Here is a 15801-nt window from a genome sequence, read left to right on the forward strand (position 1 = left end):
TAAACTGGGTGCATTGCTGATTAAGGAAGTACGCGATGCATAATCCCTCCACGCCGCTGGTGCACACCCGGCAGGGCTCCCTGCTGGGGCTGACCGACAACGATATCCACATCTGGCGCGGTATTCCGTTTGCGGCACCTCCTGTTGGTCCGTTGCGCTGGCGTTCTCCCCAGCCTGTTACTTCGTGGCACGGTGTGCGGGAAGCGCAGACATTTTCACCTGCCAGTTGGCAAAATATTGAATATTGCCGCGAACTGGGCGGCGGTGACCCCGGTCGTTTCTCCGAAGATTGCCTTTTTCTCAACGTCTGGGCGCCAGTGTCACCGGCGAAACCATTGCCGGTGATGGTCTGGCTGCACGGCGGCGGGTTTACCATTGGCGCGGGCAGTTTACCGCCATATGACGGACACGCGCTGGCGAAGCGCGACGTAGTGGTGGTCACCGTTAACTATCGGCTCGGGCATCTGGGCTGTTTTGCGCATCCGGCGCTGGACGGAGAAGAGGGCGAACGGATCTGCAATTTCAGTCTGTTAGATCAAATTGCAGCGCTGAAATGGGTGCAAGAAAATATTGCGGCCTTTGGTGGTGATAGTGACAACGTCACGTTATTTGGGGGGTCAGCCGGAGCGCGCAGCGTGCTGTCGCTTTTGGCTTCCCCGAAAGCCAAGGGATTGTTTCATAAAGCGATTATTCAGAGTGGGTATACGCTGCCAGACACGCCGCATGATAAAGCGATGGCCCAGGGTGAAGCCGTCGCTGCCCATTTCGGCCTGGAGAATGCCAGCGCGGAGCAGCTGCGTGCGATTCCGCCAGAGGCGTTCTGGCCGCTGGAAGGCAGGCTAAAACCGGGGCCGGTCCCGGTGTACGGCGATGTGGTTTTGCCGCAGTCGATGCTGGAGATGTTCTTCACTGCGCGTCAGCACCCGGTGCCGATTATGGTGGGCTCGAACAGCGATGAAGCCAGTGTGATGGCGGTGTTTGGCGTGGATCTCGCAGGGCAAATCCAGAAACTTCGTCAGGAACGTCGCTTAGGACTGGGGCTGATTAAGCTGCTGTATCCGGGTGTGAAGGGCGATACCGAACTGGGCCGCCAGGTGTGTCGCGATATGGCGTTTACCACGCTCGGATATGTGGTGATGCAGGCACAACAGCGCGTCGGGCAGCCGTGTTGGCGTTACTGGTTCGATTATGTGGCGGAGGCGGAGCATCACACCTATAAAAACGGGGCGTGGCACGGCAACGAAGTGCCGTATGTGTTCGACACGTTAACTCTGGCAGAGCCATCGCGTAATTACGTCAACGAGCGGGATGTGGCATTTTCTGCACAGGTGGCCGATTATTGGGTGAATTTTGCCCGCAATGCGAGCGTGGTGAGTGACACGCTGCACGGTCCGGTGCGCTGGCCTGCATCAATCAAAGGGCGTGACCGTCTGTTGAGAATCGGGCTGAACAAACTGGCCGGGTTCAAAGTGGAAAACCGTTTTATGCGTGCGCGTCTGGCGCTGTTTCGGCGAGTGATGCGTCATCACGTGACGCTGGATTAAGCAGCCCGCTACGGAACTGGGTCAGCCCGATGGCTTTGGCGGAGACTTCTCGCACCACCAACCGGTAGCTGGCCCCGGTCCTGACGCTTAGCGCGTAGGGCCGCACCAGCCGTCCGCTGAGCAAATCCTCTTCCACCAGTGTTTCGTCGGCAATTGCCACGCCAAATCCCTGGATTGCGGCGGTGATCGCCAGGTCCATGGTGTCGAAATGCTGATTCTTTTGCATCGCTGCCGTTAACGGCACGGGCAGCTGCGCCAGCCACAATGACCAGTCGGTTTTATCGCGAGTGGGATGCAAAAATGTCATGCCTGAAAACTGCGTATTATCTGCCAGCCGATGGCTGACCACCGGCGTCAGCGACTCCTCAAACAATAAATCGCCTGCATTCATATGGGTGCCAAAAACAATCGCCGCATCAAAGGGTTCGGTTTTGAAATTCACCGAATGTTCAGTGGTGGTGGTGAGCGCAATCTGCATGTCGGGGAAACGCTGTTCGATTTCCACCAGCCTTGGCACCAGCCAGCGCATGGCGCAGGTCGGTGCCTTCAGGCGCACCACGGTCTGCTGTTGACGTGCCTGTTCTGCGACCATCACCATCTGGTTAAACGAGGTCATTAACTCCGGATAGAGCGCGCTGCCCTGAGGCGATAAACGCAGGCCGCGCGCCAGCCGCTCAAACAGCGGAAAACCAAACCAGGCTTCCAGAGTGGCAATCTTACGACTCACCGCGCCCTGAGTCAGACACAGCTCTTTCGCCGCGTGCGTCAGGTTGAGATGACGTGCGGTCACCAGGAAGGTTTCGATGGTGTTCAGGGGCAACTGGCTACGTGACATGCTGGCTCCAGCTATGCAATTTATTCATGGCGAGTATGACATAGCGCTACAGCTCGATAAACGGCAATCGCCTGCGGCAACGATCGGCTGGTTTCGACACCGCACTGGCGATGTTTTTTCCGATTTCCGCACTGACCGTCAGGCCTTGTACAAACGGTCTGTCATGCATCAAATACGGCAGGGCGCCAAAGGCGATACGCCCGCGCATGCAAGGCGGCTCCAGCAAGGTGTAATCATCGGCGACGTCGGGGAAATCCTCTCCGGTGGTCTGAAGTTGCTGGCGTAAAGAGGGAAACGGCAAATCTTTTATCTTCATCGATTTCTGCCCTCGGGCATCAATAAAGGTATCGAATTCGTAAGTATCACCTTGACCCGAAATAACGGTACCGTTGTCTTTCACGGTCATGGTGTAATCCTCGCCGAGGGCGTGCAGGCTCAGGATCCCGGCTTCGCGCAGGGCCAGCAGCCGACGAATTGATTGCGGCGGAATCGCGGTGTAGTTATCGATAAACACCTTTGACAGCCCGTGCTTAAAGCGTTCCCGGTCAGCGTCAGTCAGCGACGGCACGATATCTTCCACCGGCTCGTGAAGTCTCAGAATGGTGTAGCGCCAGGGCACGGTGTGTTTTTCTCGTTTATTACGTTCGACTTCCTGCAAATTCGCCTCCGCCCAGTGAAACGGCCCGTGCTGATGACGGTCGGCAAACCAGGCCCTGGAGAAGGTGTCGGCATTCAGCGAGTGAAGGGCGATTTTCGCGCTCCACTTCGGGTCAGCACATTCAAGTTCCTTCACGATAAGCGCAAATACGCGGTCCAGTAATCCCTCACTTCCGGCGGCGATTTCCTGCTGTAGCGCTGATTCTGTTACTACGGCGAGCGGCTCATAGGGGATAGGACAGTAAAAGTCGGCTTCGGGCAAAATCCCGGAGCGGGACAACAGCGTAATCTGCAACGCCTCGCTGCCGTCGTCGAGCGTAAATTGCGCCGGTTGATTATCAGATTCGGTGAAGGTGCCGTGTTGCACGACGACAGCCATCGCGGCGTCGATGGCGCTTAACGAGGCACCCATAATGCCGATTCTGCCCGCATCGATGTGAGCTTCAATCAAGCCGGACCACGGGCTGGGGAAATAAGAGCGCGTCGCCGTGTCGTCGTCCGGCCAGACGTGCCCGGTGGCGATCACCGCTAAATCAAAGAGTTCAGATACCGCTTCGCCTTCAGCCCACAGGGCGACGCCATCGTCCGTAACCTTGAGGTCCGTGACTTCGCAGGATTCATGCACCGTAATCTCAAAGCCCTGGTTTTTTGCCTGGTCCACTAACTGCAGAAACTGGTCGCGATAGTATTCCCCAAGCAAAATGCGCGGCAGAAACTGGCGCTCGTGCAGGGTGTCGACCGCCACGCCATAGCGTGCCAGATGCGCCGGGCTCTGGCTTTTGAGCCATTCCAGATAGCGGCTAAATATCGGCGGAATTTCAATGCTGGCAATATTCGCCAGCATCAGTCGGGAGTTGTCTTCATCAGCATAAGGCATTCCGACGCCCGCTTCGTCGGCGCGTTCATACAGCGTAATGGCGACCGGGGTCGGGTTCTTCAGTATCGAGTAAAAGGTGTAAATGCCGGTTGGGCCACTGCCGACTATCGCGATTCGTTTCATTGTTGCTCACCTGAATTTGACTGCTGTAAGTCTAGACTCAGATGCCAGCTATGCAATTTTCTCATGGCTACTATGACAACAATTCGATTGTCGGCTTCCGAGGCTTTGTATTGAATAGTTATGCACATTTACTGAGAAAGGATTGGCAATGACTCTGCGTTCTCCGGTGAAAACCCGTACCAAGCTGCCCGATGTGGGCACCACCATCTTTACCGTGATTGGCCAGCTTTCTTCTCAGCATAACGCCATTAATCTATCCCAGGGCGCACCAAATTTTGCCTGCGATACGCGACTGGTGCAGGGCGTTACGCGCGCGATGGAAGAGGGGCATAACCAGTATGCGCCAATGACCGGGCTGCGTGCGTTGAAAACACGCGTCGCGGAGAAAATTGCTGATTTGTACGGCACCCAATACGACGTTGACAGCGAAGTGCTGATCACCGCCAGCGCCAGCGAAGGTCTTTATTCCGCAATCAGCGGGTTGGTTCATCCGGGCGATGAAGTCATTTATTTTGAGCCGTCATTCGATAGCTATGCGCCGATTGTCCGTTTGCAGGGCGCCACGCCGGTGGCTATCAAGCTGACGGTCCCGGATTTCACCGTCAACTGGGACGAAGTGCGCGCGGCAATCACGCCACGTACGCGGATGATCATCATCAACACGCCGCATAACCCTAGCGGGAAAGTGTTTGATGCCAACGATTTACAACAGCTTGCGGCGTTGACCCGCAACACCGATATTGTTGTCCTGTCTGACGAGGTGTATGAGCACGTGGTGTTCGACGGTCAGCCGCATCACGGTATGGCGACACACCCGCAGCTGGCTGAACGCAGCGTGATTATTTCATCGTTCGGCAAGACTTATCACGTCACCGGCTGGCGCGTGGGTTACTGCGTGGCTCCGGCGGAAATAATGGATGAAATCTGCAAAGTGCATCAGTTTTTGATGTTCTCCGCCGATACTCCAATGCAGTATGCATTCGCGGAACATATGAATGATCCGCAAACCTGGCTGTCGCTGTCAGCATTTTATCAGCGCAAGCGCGACCTGTTGCAAACCCTGCTGGCGGAGTCGCCGTTTAAGCTGCTGCCCAGCCAGGGCTCGTTCTTCCTGTTAGCCGATTACAGCCATTTCAGTGATGAAAGCGACAGTGAAATAGTGAAACGCCTGATTGTTGATCATGGCGTGGCGACCATTCCGCTGTCGGCGTTTTACACCGATGGAACAGATAACAAACTGATTCGCCTATCTTTTGCTAAAGATGAGGCTACATTACGGGCAGGCGCTGCGGCCCTGTGTCAGGTTAAATCACGTTAAGGGGCGTTGGCGATGAAACTGAAAGCACTGATTGTGGGCATGGGCCTGTTTTGTTCGGTCTCTTCCTTTGCGGCAGGCGAGCTGCGTTTCGGCGTGGAAGCGGAATATCCGCCGTTTGAAAGCCGGAATGCTACAGGCGAACTGCAGGGTTTTGATATCGATTTGGGTAATGCCATCTGTAAAGCGGCAGAGCTGAAATGCAGTTGGGTGGAAAGCTCGTTTGATTCGCTGATCCCAGGGCTGGTGGCCAAGAAATTTGACGCCATTAACTCGGCGATGAACATCACCGAGCAGCGCCGCAAAAGTATCGATTTCACCCAGCCGATTTACCGCATTCCATCGCAGTTAGTCGGCAAAGAAGGGAGCGGGATGCAGGCCACGCCGGACGGCCTGAATGGTAAAACTATCGGCGTATTACAGGGCTCTATCCAGGAAACCTACGCCAAAGAGCATTGGGAAAAGCACGGCGTGACAGTGGTATCCTACAAAGATCAGAATATGGCGTGGGCCGATTTGCTCAACGGTCGTATCGACGCCTCGTTGGTGATGTCTGCCGCCGGGCAGGCCGGATTCCTCAGCAAGCCGCAGGGCAAAGGTTTCGGCTTTATCGGCAAACCGGTAGCGGATGACACCATTCTGGGCAGCGGCATTGGTTTTGGCTTGCGTAAAGGCGATGCCGCGGAGAAGAAACAGCTGGATGCGGCAATTGATAAAGTGCGCGCCGACGGCACGATTACCAAACTCGCAGCAAAATATTTCCCCGGCATAGACGTTAGCGTTAAGTAAAAGACCCCACTTATAAGGCTCCAGCAGCGTTATCGCTCCTGGAGCTTTGGCTTTTTAAGGATTGACCAAAATTTACAGCACGATTCAGGGTCTTCCGATCGCAATTATTTATTTCCCGGTTTAGGCGCATTTTGTACCGCCAGTAATTGGATTATCAGCGTTTTTTGTCTAGAGTGGGCGATTCTTAGCGAAGTCGATTATCACAGAAGGACGCTGACTCAGGCATGAACCGCAGACACTTTATAAAATCTTCAATGGCTGTAGCCGCGGTGAGCGCTACAACTGGAATCGCCTCACTATTCTCCAAAGCGGCACTGGCTGACGACTCGTCGATTGCCGATGGACAAACCCGCCGCTTTGACTACTCCGTTCTGCAATCCATGGCGCGCGATCTGGCGAGCCAGTCGTGGGGCGGCGCACCGAAAGATCTGCCGAAAACCCTGGCAGAGCTGACGCCGCAGGCTTACAACAGCATTCAGTACGACGCCTCTCAGTCGCTGTGGAATAACATCGAAGACCGCAAACTGGATATCCAGTTCTTCCACGTCGGGATGGGTTTCCGCCGCCGCGTGCGCATGTTCTCTCTCGATACGGCTTCACAGCAGGCGCGTGAAATTCACTTCCGCCCGGAGCTGTTCAAATACAACGACGCGGGCGTCGACACCAAACAGCTGGAAGGGCAGACCGATCTCGGCTTCGCCGGTTTCCGCACCTTTAAAGCGCCTGAGCTGGCGCGCCGCGATATCGTGTCGTTCCTCGGCGCGAGCTACTTCCGTGCGGTTGACAGCACTTATCAGTACGGTTTGTCCGCCCGAGGCCTGGCGGTGGATACTTTCACCGACACGCCGGAAGAGTTCCCGGACTTCACCTCGTTCTGGTTTGAAACCGTCAAACCGGGCGCCACGGTATTCACCGTTTATGCGCTGCTCGATAGCCCAAGCGTCACCGGTGCCTACAAGTTCACCGTCAACTGCCAGGAAACGCAGGTGATCATGGATGTGGAAAACCACATCTTTGCGCGCAAAGACATCAAACAGCTCGGCATTGCGCCGATGACCAGCATGTTCAGCTGCGGCAACAACGAACGCCGCACCTGCGACACCATTCACCCGCAAATCCACGACTCCGATCGCCTGGCGATGTGGCGTGGCAACGGCGAGTGGGTTTGTCGCCCGCTGAACAACCCACAGAAACTGCAGTTCAATGCGTTCCAGGACAAAAACCCACGCGGATTTGGTCTGCTGCAGCTTGACCGCGATTTCTCACACTATCAGGACGTAATGGGCTGGTACGACAAACGCCCAAGCCTGTGGGTCGAGCCGCGTAACCAGTGGGGCGAAGGGGCGGTATCACTGATGGAGATCCCGACGACCGGTGAAACGCTGGATAACATCGTCTGCTTCTGGCAGCCGAAGAAAGCGGTGAAGGCGGGCGATGAGCTGGACTTCAAATATCGCCTGTACTGGGCTGCACAGCCGCCGGTACGTTCCCCGCTAGCGCGCGTGATGGCAACCCGCACCGGCATGGGTGGTTTCCCGGAAGGATGGGCGCCGGGTGAGCATTACCCTGAGAAATGGGCGCGTCGTTTCGCTATCGATTTTGTGGGTGGTGACCTGAAAGCCGCGGCGCCGAAAGGCATCGAGCCGGTTATCACGCTTTCGAATGGCGAAGCGAAGCAGGTAGAAATCCTGTACGTCGAACCGTTCGACGGCTACCGGATCCTGTTTGACTGGTATCCGACCAACGACTCTACCGACCCGGTTGAAATGCGCATGTTCCTGCGCTGTCAGGGTGATGCGGTAAGCGAAACATGGCTCTACCAGTATTTCCCACCGGCAGCGGATAAACGTAATTACGTTGATGACCGCGTAATGAAATAAAGCGTGTCAGGCCCGGAGGCGTTAACGCTTATCGGGCCTATGATTGAAACGTCGTAGGCCCGGTAAATGGCAATGCCGCCGGGCTATACACTTTTACTGATAACGCGTCGCCAGTTTCGGCGATTGTCCGTTAAACGCCTGCAAATTAGCGTTCAATGCCCGACCCAACAGCGTCACATCTTCCACGCCCGGCGCGCAAATCACTTCTCCGATTTCCAGCGAACGTAAACTGGCGGTAACCACCTCTTCGGCGCTCATGCGTGGCAATGCGCTTAAATCCATTCCCTGACGCTCGTGAAACTCGGTCGCAACCACCCCCGGACACAGTATCTGCACATTCAGTCCCGCAGGCTTCAGTTCCTCATTCAATGCCAGCGACAGCGACACCAGATGGGACAGGGCGGCAACGTAGGTCGCACGGCCCGCGGCCTGTCCGAGCGGGGCGGTTGCACCAAAGCCCAGCATCCCGGCGACATTAATGATAGTGCCGTTTTGCCGAGCTACCATGCCTGGTGCGGCAGCGTGGGCAAGCAGCGTCGGTGCGACCACTTTTACCTGCAACAACTCGCTGGCTTTTTCCACCGGCAGCGCGATGAAGGCCATATAATGCGCCACGCCTGCATTGTTGATGAGCAGCGTCAGCGGTTCCTGACGGCACAGTTCCGCCACGCGGTTCTGACCATCGGGCTGGCTTAAATCGGCAACCACGGGGCGAATTTTCCCAGCCGGAAATTCAGCGACCAGAGCGTTAAGGCGGTCCTGGCGCCTGCCAACGGCAATCACGTCATAGCCGCTGTTCGCCAGCCGACGAGCGAAGGCCTGGCCAATTCCGGAAGTCGCGCCGGTGACGAGGGCGATACGTTGGGTTGAATCTGACATAAAAAGTGCTCCTGGTTGACGCCGAAACGGTTCCGGCCTGCAGTTGATGTCGGTCATCTTAGTGAGTAATTGCGCGAACGATAATCCCCCAGCGAGCGCACGGCCCGTTCGCCATGGCGCACAATGACGTGGGTTACGCTATTCTGTAGCACCAGAAATGGCGAAACAGGCGGATATAAAAATGCCAAAACGAACAACTGACGAACTGAGTGACCTGAAAGCCTTCGCCAGCGTGGCTCATGCGGGCGGTTTTCGTGAAGCGGCCAGACTGTTGCAGTTAAGCCCTTCGGGCCTGAGCGACGCGGTGCGGCGGCTGGAGAATCATCTGGGGGTGCGGTTACTGCATCGCACCACCCGCAGCGTTTTGCCGACGGAGCAGGGCCAGATATTGTTGGAGCGGGTTGCGCCCGCGTTTGCCGAACTGGAACTGGCGCTGCAAATCGTGAACTCCGCCCGCGATAAACCTGCCGGAAATTTGCGCCTGAACGTACCGGTCAATGCCACGCGGCTGTTTCTGGCCCCGCTGCTGACGCGTTTTCTGCACCGTTTTCCTGACATAAGCGTAGAGGTGATCGCCGAAACCGGGGTGATTGATATTGTTGCCGCCGGGTGCGATGCGGGGATCCGCTACGACGACCGGTTGGAACAGGACATGATTGCGATTCCTATTGGGCCGCGCGAACAGCGATTTGCCACCGCTGCCACGCCAGCACTCCTGGAAAAGTATGGCCTACCGCAGCACCCGGGCGATCTGCTGAAAATGCCGTGCATCCGTGGGCGCTTTGCCAAAGGGAATCTCGAGCGCTGGAGCTTTCAGCGTGGGGATGAGGTTTGTCACATAGAGCCACAAGGCCCACTAATTTACAGCGGCGGCACGGGGGCGGATTTAGGCGTTAGCCTGGCGCGGGAAGGGGTCGGCGTTATCCATCTGTTCGAAGGATGGCTGCAGCCATATCTCGACAGCGGCGAGCTGGAGCCTGTACTCAAAACCTGGTGGCAACCTTTCGCCGGGCCGTTTCTGTACTATTCCGGGCGTAAACTGCTGCCGCCCCCGCTGCGTGCGTTTATCGATTTCATCAGAGAAGCGTAGTTCTGGTAAGCGCAGCGCCACCGGGAGCCCGGCGGCACTTCTTTTTTGCGGGCCTACAGGATCTGGTATTCTCAACCCAATGGGCCGCCGATAATTGTTTCGCGCATTCCTGCCAAAATGCGGTCGCCGGTTTCCTGGTACAAATCGGCGTACCAGGCTTTGGTTTCCTGCATATCTTTGCCGTGGGTGACGTCGCAGCGTTTACGTGCTTTGAGAACCAAATCCTTCACCCGCCAGGCGCGTTTTTCCTGGTAGCGCAGCAGGGCGTCTTCAATCCCGAGCGAATGCGTTTGCAGAGTCATCGCCAGTACTACCGCGTCTTCCATCGCCGCGCACCCGCCCTGACCGATATCCGGTGTGGTGCTGTGTCCGGCATCGCCGAGCAACGCCACGCGGCCGCGAACCAGAGTTTCCAGCGGTTCGATGTCGTGAATTTCAATGCGGTTGATGGTCTGCGGATCAATCTGCGCAATCAGCTGTTGCACCGGGTCAGCCCAGCCGCTGAAATAGCGCTGTAAATCTGCGCGGGCGGTATCCCGGTTTTCCGCCAGTCCGGTTGGCAGCGGCACGTCGAAGAAGAAGTAGAAGCGATTCCCGGCGACTGGCATCAACGACACGCGTTTGCCTTCGCCCACCCAGGTCGTCCACTGGTTGGCGGGCGCGAGGGAGTCATCGATGGTGACCAGACCGTTCCAGTTGACGTAACCGGCGTAGCGGCGTTCCGTCTGATAGCCAATCACCCATGAGCGGATGGCCGAATGCGCGCCATCGGCGGCGATCAGCAGGTCGGCTTCGGCGGTGTGTCCATCTTCAAACGTGGCGCGAACGCCGTCTGCGAAGGATTCGACGCTGACGACGCGTTTGCCGAACTGCACGTCGTCGCGTCCGTAGGTGTCGAGCAGCATGTCCTGCAATCCGGCGCGGGCCACTGGCCACGGGCGTTCGCCGACGCTTTGTACCAGCGGGTCGAGGCTGAAACGCGTCATGGTCTGGTTATGGCGGAAATCGCGATAGGACATATACTCCAATGGCCCCCCTAATTTTCGCAGCTGCTCTTTCATACCCAGCCAATTCAAACATTTAACGCCGTTTGGCCAGATTGAAATGGCGGCGCCAACCGGTTTAATCTGTTTAACAGCTTCATAAACCTCGGTTGCAATGCCGCACTGCTTCAGGGCGATGGCCGCAGAGAGGCCACCAATGCCACCACCAATCACGATTGCTTTCATCTTGTTGTCTCTCCTTTGGGTTACAAATGAATAAAGCAAGAGACGTGCCAGTCAGGCGTGCCGCGTCAGCCGTGGGTTTTTGCGCACGTTGCCCCGCCATGGCGCACATTTGTGATGAGGGCGTGCATTGTTTTAGTGCGTTTTCGCTGAAAAAAGGAGTCATCATGACCGAAGAATTTGCGCTACAGGACGAAACAATCCCGATTTCAGAGGGGCTTTCGCTGCATGCGGCGCATGAGCGTTTTGTTTCACCGTTGCATCAATTGGTTCTTAATAATCGTCACTGGCTACAGCATTCGCTTAACTGGCCGCAGTTTGTCGGTGGTGAAGACGACACCCGGCAAAACTTACTCAGCAACCGGATGCTGCACCAGCGCGGTTATGCCAAGGTATTCATGATCGTGCAGGATGATGAGGTGGTGGGTGTGCTGTCGTTTAACGCAATTGAGCCGCTAAACAAGACCGGCTACATCGGCTACTGGCTGGATGAAGCGCATCAGGGGCAGGGGATTATCACCCATTGTCTGCAGGCGTTCATGCACTATTACGCGCAGCAGGGCGAAGTACGGCGGTTTGTGATTAAGTGTCGCGTGGAGAATGAGCGCAGCAACCAGGTGGCGCTGCGTAACGGATTTTTACTGGAAGGTTGCCTGAAACAGGCGGAGTTTCTCAACGGTCATTATCACGACCAGAATATCTACGCCCGGATAATTGACGAGGTTTTAGAGTGAGCCGAGCAGCGGTGTACGGGTCACGCGTTCGTCGCCGTTGATGACCTTGCGCCCTCGAATGTGAATGCTGTCGCCGTCATAGGCTTCGATAATGGCATTGCCGCAAATTTCAACGCGATGCTCAATAATCACATCGCCGATGACCCGCGCGTTGCCTTCAATCAGGATTTTGTCGTCGAGCAGAATCGGGCCGCCACGCAGCCAGGCGTGACCGCCGATCAGCACGTGATGCTTGAGCACGCAGTTGCCTTCGACCACCGCGTTTTCTGCGACCTGCGAGCTGTATCGCAACGTGGGAATCGCGTCCTCACCGGTGCCTGCCACTACGCGCGCATTGCCGTAGACTTTCGCGCAGTCGCAGACCCAGACATTATTCTCTTCGTTACCCTGCAACAGCGCGGCGTCGAACACTTCGGCCCTGTGCTCGATAAATGCCTGATCGACAATCGCGTCGCCGTAGATTTGCGCCTGATGCACCACGCGGGAGCGGCTGACGGTGGCGCGATCGTAGATTTGCAGAATTTGTGTGCTGTCGGGCGTTAAGCCCATGGCGGCGATAATGTCGCACTCGTTGAGAATGCGTGCCTCGCCGAAAATGTGGCATTTCCCACGTACCCGTGAACACTGAATGGTGACATTGTCACTTATCTGGGCCTCGTGGCTAATAATCGCGTTATCTATCCAGGCGTTATCCTCAATCACCGCACCGTGCGACAGGGTGCAGGCCTGTGTAATGCGCGCATTGCCCGTTACCTTCGCCTCGGCAAACACCACGCTGTTTTCGTCGTAAATCCAGCCGTTACCGTCCTGGCTGAGTGCGGTTTCAGCGTTTATCCAGCCGCCCACTGAGCCTGCCGACACATCAGCAAAATCGCGCAGGGCGATAATTTGCCACAGGGTGACGCTTTTCTTTTCACCATTTTCTTGAAAGCTGAACGCACGCGAGGTGTCACTGAGGCGGTACTTGTTCATTGTTATTCTCTTGATGTGTGATTAGCTTAAACGTAGCAAAGATTCTGCGTGACGCGACGGATAAGGTTCCTTTAAAATGCAACTTCAAATATTTTTGAATGCTTAAATAAATGAAGAGTGTGGATCTGCACAGCAACGTTCTACCTCTACTCGCGTGGAACGACACACTCTGCTACCTGACAAGGACTCACAATGACCGCTCGTGATGAAAACTACTTTACCGACAAATACGGCCTGACCCGCACCCACTCGGAAGTACTGCATGCGGCAACGAAAATCGCGCCAGGAAAAACCCTCGATTTAGGCTGTGGCAACGGGCGTAACAGCCTGTATCTGGCGGCCAACGGTTTTGATGTCACGGCGTGGGATAAAAACCCGGCGGGCATTAATAATCTGGAAACCATTCGTCAGGCGGAGGGGATCGAGAACCTGCGCTCGAAAGAACTCGATCTCAATACGCTGTCGTTTGAAGGCGAATACGACTTTATTCTGTCAACCGTGGTGATGATGTTCCTTGAAGCCAGTACCATTCCGGGTCTTATCGCCAATATGCAGCGCTGCACCAAACCGGGCGGCTGGAACCTTATCGTAGCGGCGATGGATACCGACGATTATCCGTGTAACGTCGGTTTTCCGTTTGCGTTTAAGCAGGGCGAGCTGAAGGAATACTACGCCGGCTGGCAATGTGATCGTTATAACGAGGACGTCGGTGAGTTACACCGCACCGACGCCAACGGCAATCGCATTAAACTGCGTTTCGCCACTATGCTCGCGCGCAAACCCGCTTAACGCGCGGCCAGCAGACACAGCTGAAGGGCGACGTTGTACGAGGCCTCGAACGATTTCAGCGGCAAAAACTCAAACTTCGAGTGGAAGTGAACCGGTGCGTAAAGACGTCAGCGGCTATGAAATCGACCCGTTTGGCAAGCATTTGTTCTATCCCGTTGACATCAAATAGACCTCCCATCACCCACTATTTTTGGTGGGTGATAATTAAATCTGGAATATTAACGCAACCGCTTTTTTTCCCACAAAAATTATAAGGTCGTTTGTTATAAAGAGCCCGCAATTGCACTTTTACAGGGACTCTTTATGCGTAGCAAAACTTTATTGAAAGTGGCCGCACTTGCGGGCACGTTAGCGCTCACTGGTTGTGCTTCAAAGCTTGCTTCACCGGATAAGTATTCTGGTTTTCTGAAAAAATATTCTGATCTGAAAGAGGCAACAACCGCATCGGGTAAAACGGAACTGCGTTGGATCGATCCAAAGTACAACTCCGCTAACTACGACAATATTGTCTATAACCCGATTGTGTATTACCCGGTGCCTAAGCCGAGCACCCAGTTTGGTGAACAGGCGATGGCTGAACTGCTCAACTACACTAATGCTCAGTTGAAACAGGCGATTTCTGAACGCAAACCATTGACCACCATTGCAGGCCCGCGCAGCCTGATTTTCCGTGGTGCGATTACCGGTGTGGACAGAAGCAGCGAAGGGTTGCAGTTCTACGAAGTGGTGCCGGTGGCGTTACTAGTCGCCGGTACGCAAATGGCAACTGGTCACCGGACGATGGACACCAGCCTGTACTTTGAAGGCGAGCTCATTGACGCAAAGACCAACAAGCCGGTCATCAAAGTGGTGCGGATGGGCCAGGGGAAAGACCTGGCAAATGAAAACACCCCGCTAACGGCTGAGACGCTGAAAGAGGTGATTGATGACATGGCAATTGATGCCGTGAAATTCAAGATTGAAGATCAAGAGCAGTAAGTCTTATTTTCTGTAAACAACCGGCGGCATTGACCGCCGGTTTTTTTATGTAATTTTATGCCACGCTTTTGCGCATCACGCCGCGTTTAAACCAGGTTCCCGGTTTCGCGAACATCACCAGATTGCCTACCAGAATCAGCGCCAGGCCAAATACCGCATTGGCGTGCCAGACGTAACCCTCGTAAAACGTAGAAATGGTCAGCGCCACCAGTGGGAAAAGTAGGGTGCTGTAGGCTGCGTTGGACGGCCCGATGCGCCCGACAAGAGTGAAATAGGCACCGAAGGCGATAACCGATCCGAAAATCGCCAGGTACAGCAACGCGCCCATGTAGCTTAAGGTGAATTCCGGCATGAAATTATCGCCGCGAATCAGCGCAATCGCGCCCATCACCATAGTGCCATACAGCATCGCCCAACTGTTGGTGGTCAGCGTTTCCAGACCGCGTCGCTGGTGGCGAATGCTCAGCATGTTGCCCAGCGAGAAGCCATACGTGCCCAACGCGCTCAGACCGATACCCATCAGCAGTTCGGTGCTCAGGCCGCTGGCCTGCAAATCATCCCAGAACAGCGTCACGATCCCGATTAAACCGAGCAGGGCGGCGAGGTAAAAACGTCCCGGTGGCAGCTGGCGGTAAAAAAGAACGCTGTTGATGGCGTTAAACAGCACCGCCATCGAGAAAATAACCGACTCCAGCCCAGTGTTGATCCACTTCGCCGCGGTGTAAAAACACCAGAAATTAAAGCAGAACACGCAGCAGCCCTGAATGATGCAGAACAGATGATCGCGCACCTGCAATTTACGCAGTCGACCCATCACTTTCAGCACCACCATCAGAGTGACGCTGGCGACGGCAAAGCGCCAGAAAATCGACACCGGTGCAGCCACCGGCCCCTGTTGCAGGAAAATCGCAATCCAGGTCGTTCCCCAGATAACCACCACCAGAAAATAGAGCAGCACATTCATTATTTTTTTCTCTGTTCAGTCAGTAATAGTCCGAAGTGTGACCGAAGACACAAAAGCGGGCTTGCAGGAGATTGCGGCGGAGTTGCATATTCTTGCGCATTTTTTCAATCGCAGACGGAGTAACGCTGGCAAGGGCGGGCAACAATTCA

Annotated in this window: 14 protein-coding genes; 8 read left to right on the forward strand and 6 right to left on the reverse strand. The window is 55.5% G+C overall.

Annotated features, from left to right (window positions below; all coding sequences use genetic code 11):
- Nucleotides 1-35: 35 nt before the first annotated feature.
- On the forward strand, nt 36-1544 hold the full coding sequence (locus tag MUU46_RS21480; protein WP_258966643.1) for a carboxylesterase/lipase family protein: 1509 nt from the start codon (nt 36-38) through the stop codon (nt 1542-1544).
- On the opposite strand, the gene MUU46_RS21485 is transcribed toward MUU46_RS21480, so the two are convergent.
- Nucleotides 1483-2379, reverse strand: a complete 897-nt coding sequence (locus MUU46_RS21485; RefSeq protein ID WP_159759010.1) for a LysR family transcriptional regulator — start codon at nt 2377-2379, stop codon at nt 1483-1485. The two genes, MUU46_RS21480 and MUU46_RS21485, sit on opposite strands and share 62 nt — an antisense overlap.
- A gap of 46 nt (nt 2380-2425) precedes the next feature.
- Nucleotides 2426-4036 (reverse strand): FAD-NAD(P)-binding protein, encoded by a 1611-nt coding sequence (locus MUU46_RS21490; RefSeq protein ID WP_258966644.1) that lies wholly within the window; start codon nt 4034-4036, stop codon nt 2426-2428.
- Between the two features lie 148 nt (nt 4037-4184).
- Between MUU46_RS21490 and MUU46_RS21495 the strand changes: the two genes are divergently transcribed.
- The 3 genes from MUU46_RS21495 to MUU46_RS21505 all read left to right on the forward strand — a co-directional run bounded on the left by MUU46_RS21495 (nt 4185) and on the right by MUU46_RS21505 (nt 8020).
- Nucleotides 4185-5354, forward strand: a complete 1170-nt coding sequence (locus tag MUU46_RS21495; RefSeq protein WP_258966645.1) for a pyridoxal phosphate-dependent aminotransferase — start codon at nt 4185-4187, stop codon at nt 5352-5354.
- Between the two features lie 12 nt (nt 5355-5366).
- On the forward strand, nt 5367-6140 hold the full coding sequence (locus MUU46_RS21500) for an ABC transporter substrate-binding protein (RefSeq protein ID WP_159759016.1): 774 nt from the start codon (nt 5367-5369) through the stop codon (nt 6138-6140).
- A gap of 224 nt (nt 6141-6364) precedes the next feature.
- Nucleotides 6365-8020 carry a glucan biosynthesis protein D gene (locus MUU46_RS21505; protein WP_159759018.1) on the forward strand — a complete coding sequence of 552 codons (1656 nt, stop codon included), beginning with the start codon at nt 6365-6367 and terminating at the stop codon, nt 8018-8020.
- A 93-nt stretch (nt 8021-8113) separates the two neighbouring features.
- Here MUU46_RS21505 and MUU46_RS21510 read toward each other — a convergent pair whose 3' ends face one another.
- Nucleotides 8114-8899, reverse strand: a complete 786-nt coding sequence (locus tag MUU46_RS21510) for an SDR family NAD(P)-dependent oxidoreductase (protein ID WP_258966646.1) — start codon at nt 8897-8899, stop codon at nt 8114-8116.
- A gap of 181 nt (nt 8900-9080) precedes the next feature.
- Here MUU46_RS21510 and MUU46_RS21515 point away from each other — a divergent pair, with 181 nt between their 5' ends.
- The gene (locus MUU46_RS21515) at nt 9081-9989 is read left to right on the forward strand and encodes a LysR family transcriptional regulator (protein WP_258966647.1); all 909 of its coding nucleotides are present in this window, start codon (nt 9081-9083) and stop codon (nt 9987-9989) included.
- Between the two features lie 71 nt (nt 9990-10060).
- Here the strand turns inward: MUU46_RS21515 and hpxO are convergent, their stop codons facing one another.
- Complete coding sequence (gene hpxO / locus MUU46_RS21520) at nt 10061-11218, reverse strand: FAD-dependent urate hydroxylase HpxO (RefSeq protein ID WP_258966648.1); 1158 nt, start codon at nt 11216-11218, stop codon at nt 10061-10063.
- Between the two features lie 164 nt (nt 11219-11382).
- On the opposite strand from hpxO, the gene rimL reads away from it, so the two are divergent.
- On the forward strand, nt 11383-11949 hold the full coding sequence (gene rimL, locus MUU46_RS21525) for a 50S ribosomal protein L7/L12-serine acetyltransferase (protein WP_258966649.1): 567 nt from the start codon (nt 11383-11385) through the stop codon (nt 11947-11949).
- On the opposite strand, the gene ydcK is transcribed toward rimL, so the two are convergent.
- Nucleotides 11941-12921 (reverse strand): YdcK family protein, encoded by a 981-nt coding sequence (gene ydcK, locus MUU46_RS21530; RefSeq protein WP_258966650.1) that lies wholly within the window; start codon nt 12919-12921, stop codon nt 11941-11943. The two genes, rimL and ydcK, sit on opposite strands and share 9 nt — an antisense overlap.
- A gap of 192 nt (nt 12922-13113) precedes the next feature.
- Between ydcK and tehB the strand changes: the two genes are divergently transcribed.
- Together tehB and MUU46_RS21540 are read left to right on the forward strand one after the other, a co-directional pair.
- Nucleotides 13114-13710 carry a tellurite resistance methyltransferase TehB gene (tehB, locus tag MUU46_RS21535; RefSeq protein WP_258966651.1) on the forward strand — a complete coding sequence of 199 codons (597 nt, stop codon included), beginning with the start codon at nt 13114-13116 and terminating at the stop codon, nt 13708-13710.
- A gap of 303 nt (nt 13711-14013) precedes the next feature.
- On the forward strand, nt 14014-14688 hold the full coding sequence (locus MUU46_RS21540) for a DUF3313 domain-containing protein (RefSeq protein WP_258966652.1): 675 nt from the start codon (nt 14014-14016) through the stop codon (nt 14686-14688).
- A gap of 55 nt (nt 14689-14743) precedes the next feature.
- Here MUU46_RS21540 and MUU46_RS21545 read toward each other — a convergent pair whose 3' ends face one another.
- Nucleotides 14744-15652 carry a DMT family transporter gene (locus MUU46_RS21545; RefSeq protein WP_258966653.1) on the reverse strand — a complete coding sequence of 303 codons (909 nt, stop codon included), beginning with the start codon at nt 15650-15652 and terminating at the stop codon, nt 14744-14746.
- Nucleotides 15653-15801 lie beyond the last annotated feature (149 nt).

The sequence above is a fragment of the Scandinavium tedordense genome, assembly GCF_024764965.1.
GTDB lineage: Bacteria > Pseudomonadota > Gammaproteobacteria > Enterobacterales > Enterobacteriaceae > Scandinavium > Scandinavium tedordense.

What these genes read in the sequence shown, in the direction of transcription:
- MUU46_RS21480 (WP_258966643.1), top strand. Translation starts at nt 36, where the DNA reads ATGCATAATCCCTCCACGCCGCTGGTGCACACCCGGCAGGGCTCCCTG.
- MUU46_RS21485 (WP_159759010.1), bottom strand. Translation starts at nt 2,379, where the DNA reads ATGTCACGTAGCCAGTTGCCCCTGAACACCATCGAAACCTTCCTGGTG.
- MUU46_RS21490 (WP_258966644.1), bottom strand. Translation starts at nt 4,036, where the DNA reads ATGAAACGAATCGCGATAGTCGGCAGTGGCCCAACCGGCATTTACACC.
- MUU46_RS21495 (WP_258966645.1), top strand. Translation starts at nt 4,185, where the DNA reads ATGACTCTGCGTTCTCCGGTGAAAACCCGTACCAAGCTGCCCGATGTG.
- MUU46_RS21500 (WP_159759016.1), top strand. Translation starts at nt 5,367, where the DNA reads ATGAAACTGAAAGCACTGATTGTGGGCATGGGCCTGTTTTGTTCGGTC.
- MUU46_RS21505 (WP_159759018.1), top strand. Translation starts at nt 6,365, where the DNA reads ATGAACCGCAGACACTTTATAAAATCTTCAATGGCTGTAGCCGCGGTG.
- MUU46_RS21510 (WP_258966646.1), bottom strand. Translation starts at nt 8,899, where the DNA reads ATGTCAGATTCAACCCAACGTATCGCCCTCGTCACCGGCGCGACTTCC.
- MUU46_RS21515 (WP_258966647.1), top strand. Translation starts at nt 9,081, where the DNA reads ATGCCAAAACGAACAACTGACGAACTGAGTGACCTGAAAGCCTTCGCC.
- hpxO (WP_258966648.1), bottom strand. Translation starts at nt 11,218, where the DNA reads ATGAAAGCAATCGTGATTGGTGGTGGCATTGGTGGCCTCTCTGCGGCC.
- rimL (WP_258966649.1), top strand. Translation starts at nt 11,383, where the DNA reads ATGACCGAAGAATTTGCGCTACAGGACGAAACAATCCCGATTTCAGAG.
- ydcK (WP_258966650.1), bottom strand. Translation starts at nt 12,921, where the DNA reads ATGAACAAGTACCGCCTCAGTGACACCTCGCGTGCGTTCAGCTTTCAA.
- tehB (WP_258966651.1), top strand. Translation starts at nt 13,114, where the DNA reads ATGACCGCTCGTGATGAAAACTACTTTACCGACAAATACGGCCTGACC.
- MUU46_RS21540 (WP_258966652.1), top strand. Translation starts at nt 14,014, where the DNA reads ATGCGTAGCAAAACTTTATTGAAAGTGGCCGCACTTGCGGGCACGTTA.
- MUU46_RS21545 (WP_258966653.1), bottom strand. Translation starts at nt 15,652, where the DNA reads ATGAATGTGCTGCTCTATTTTCTGGTGGTGGTTATCTGGGGAACGACC.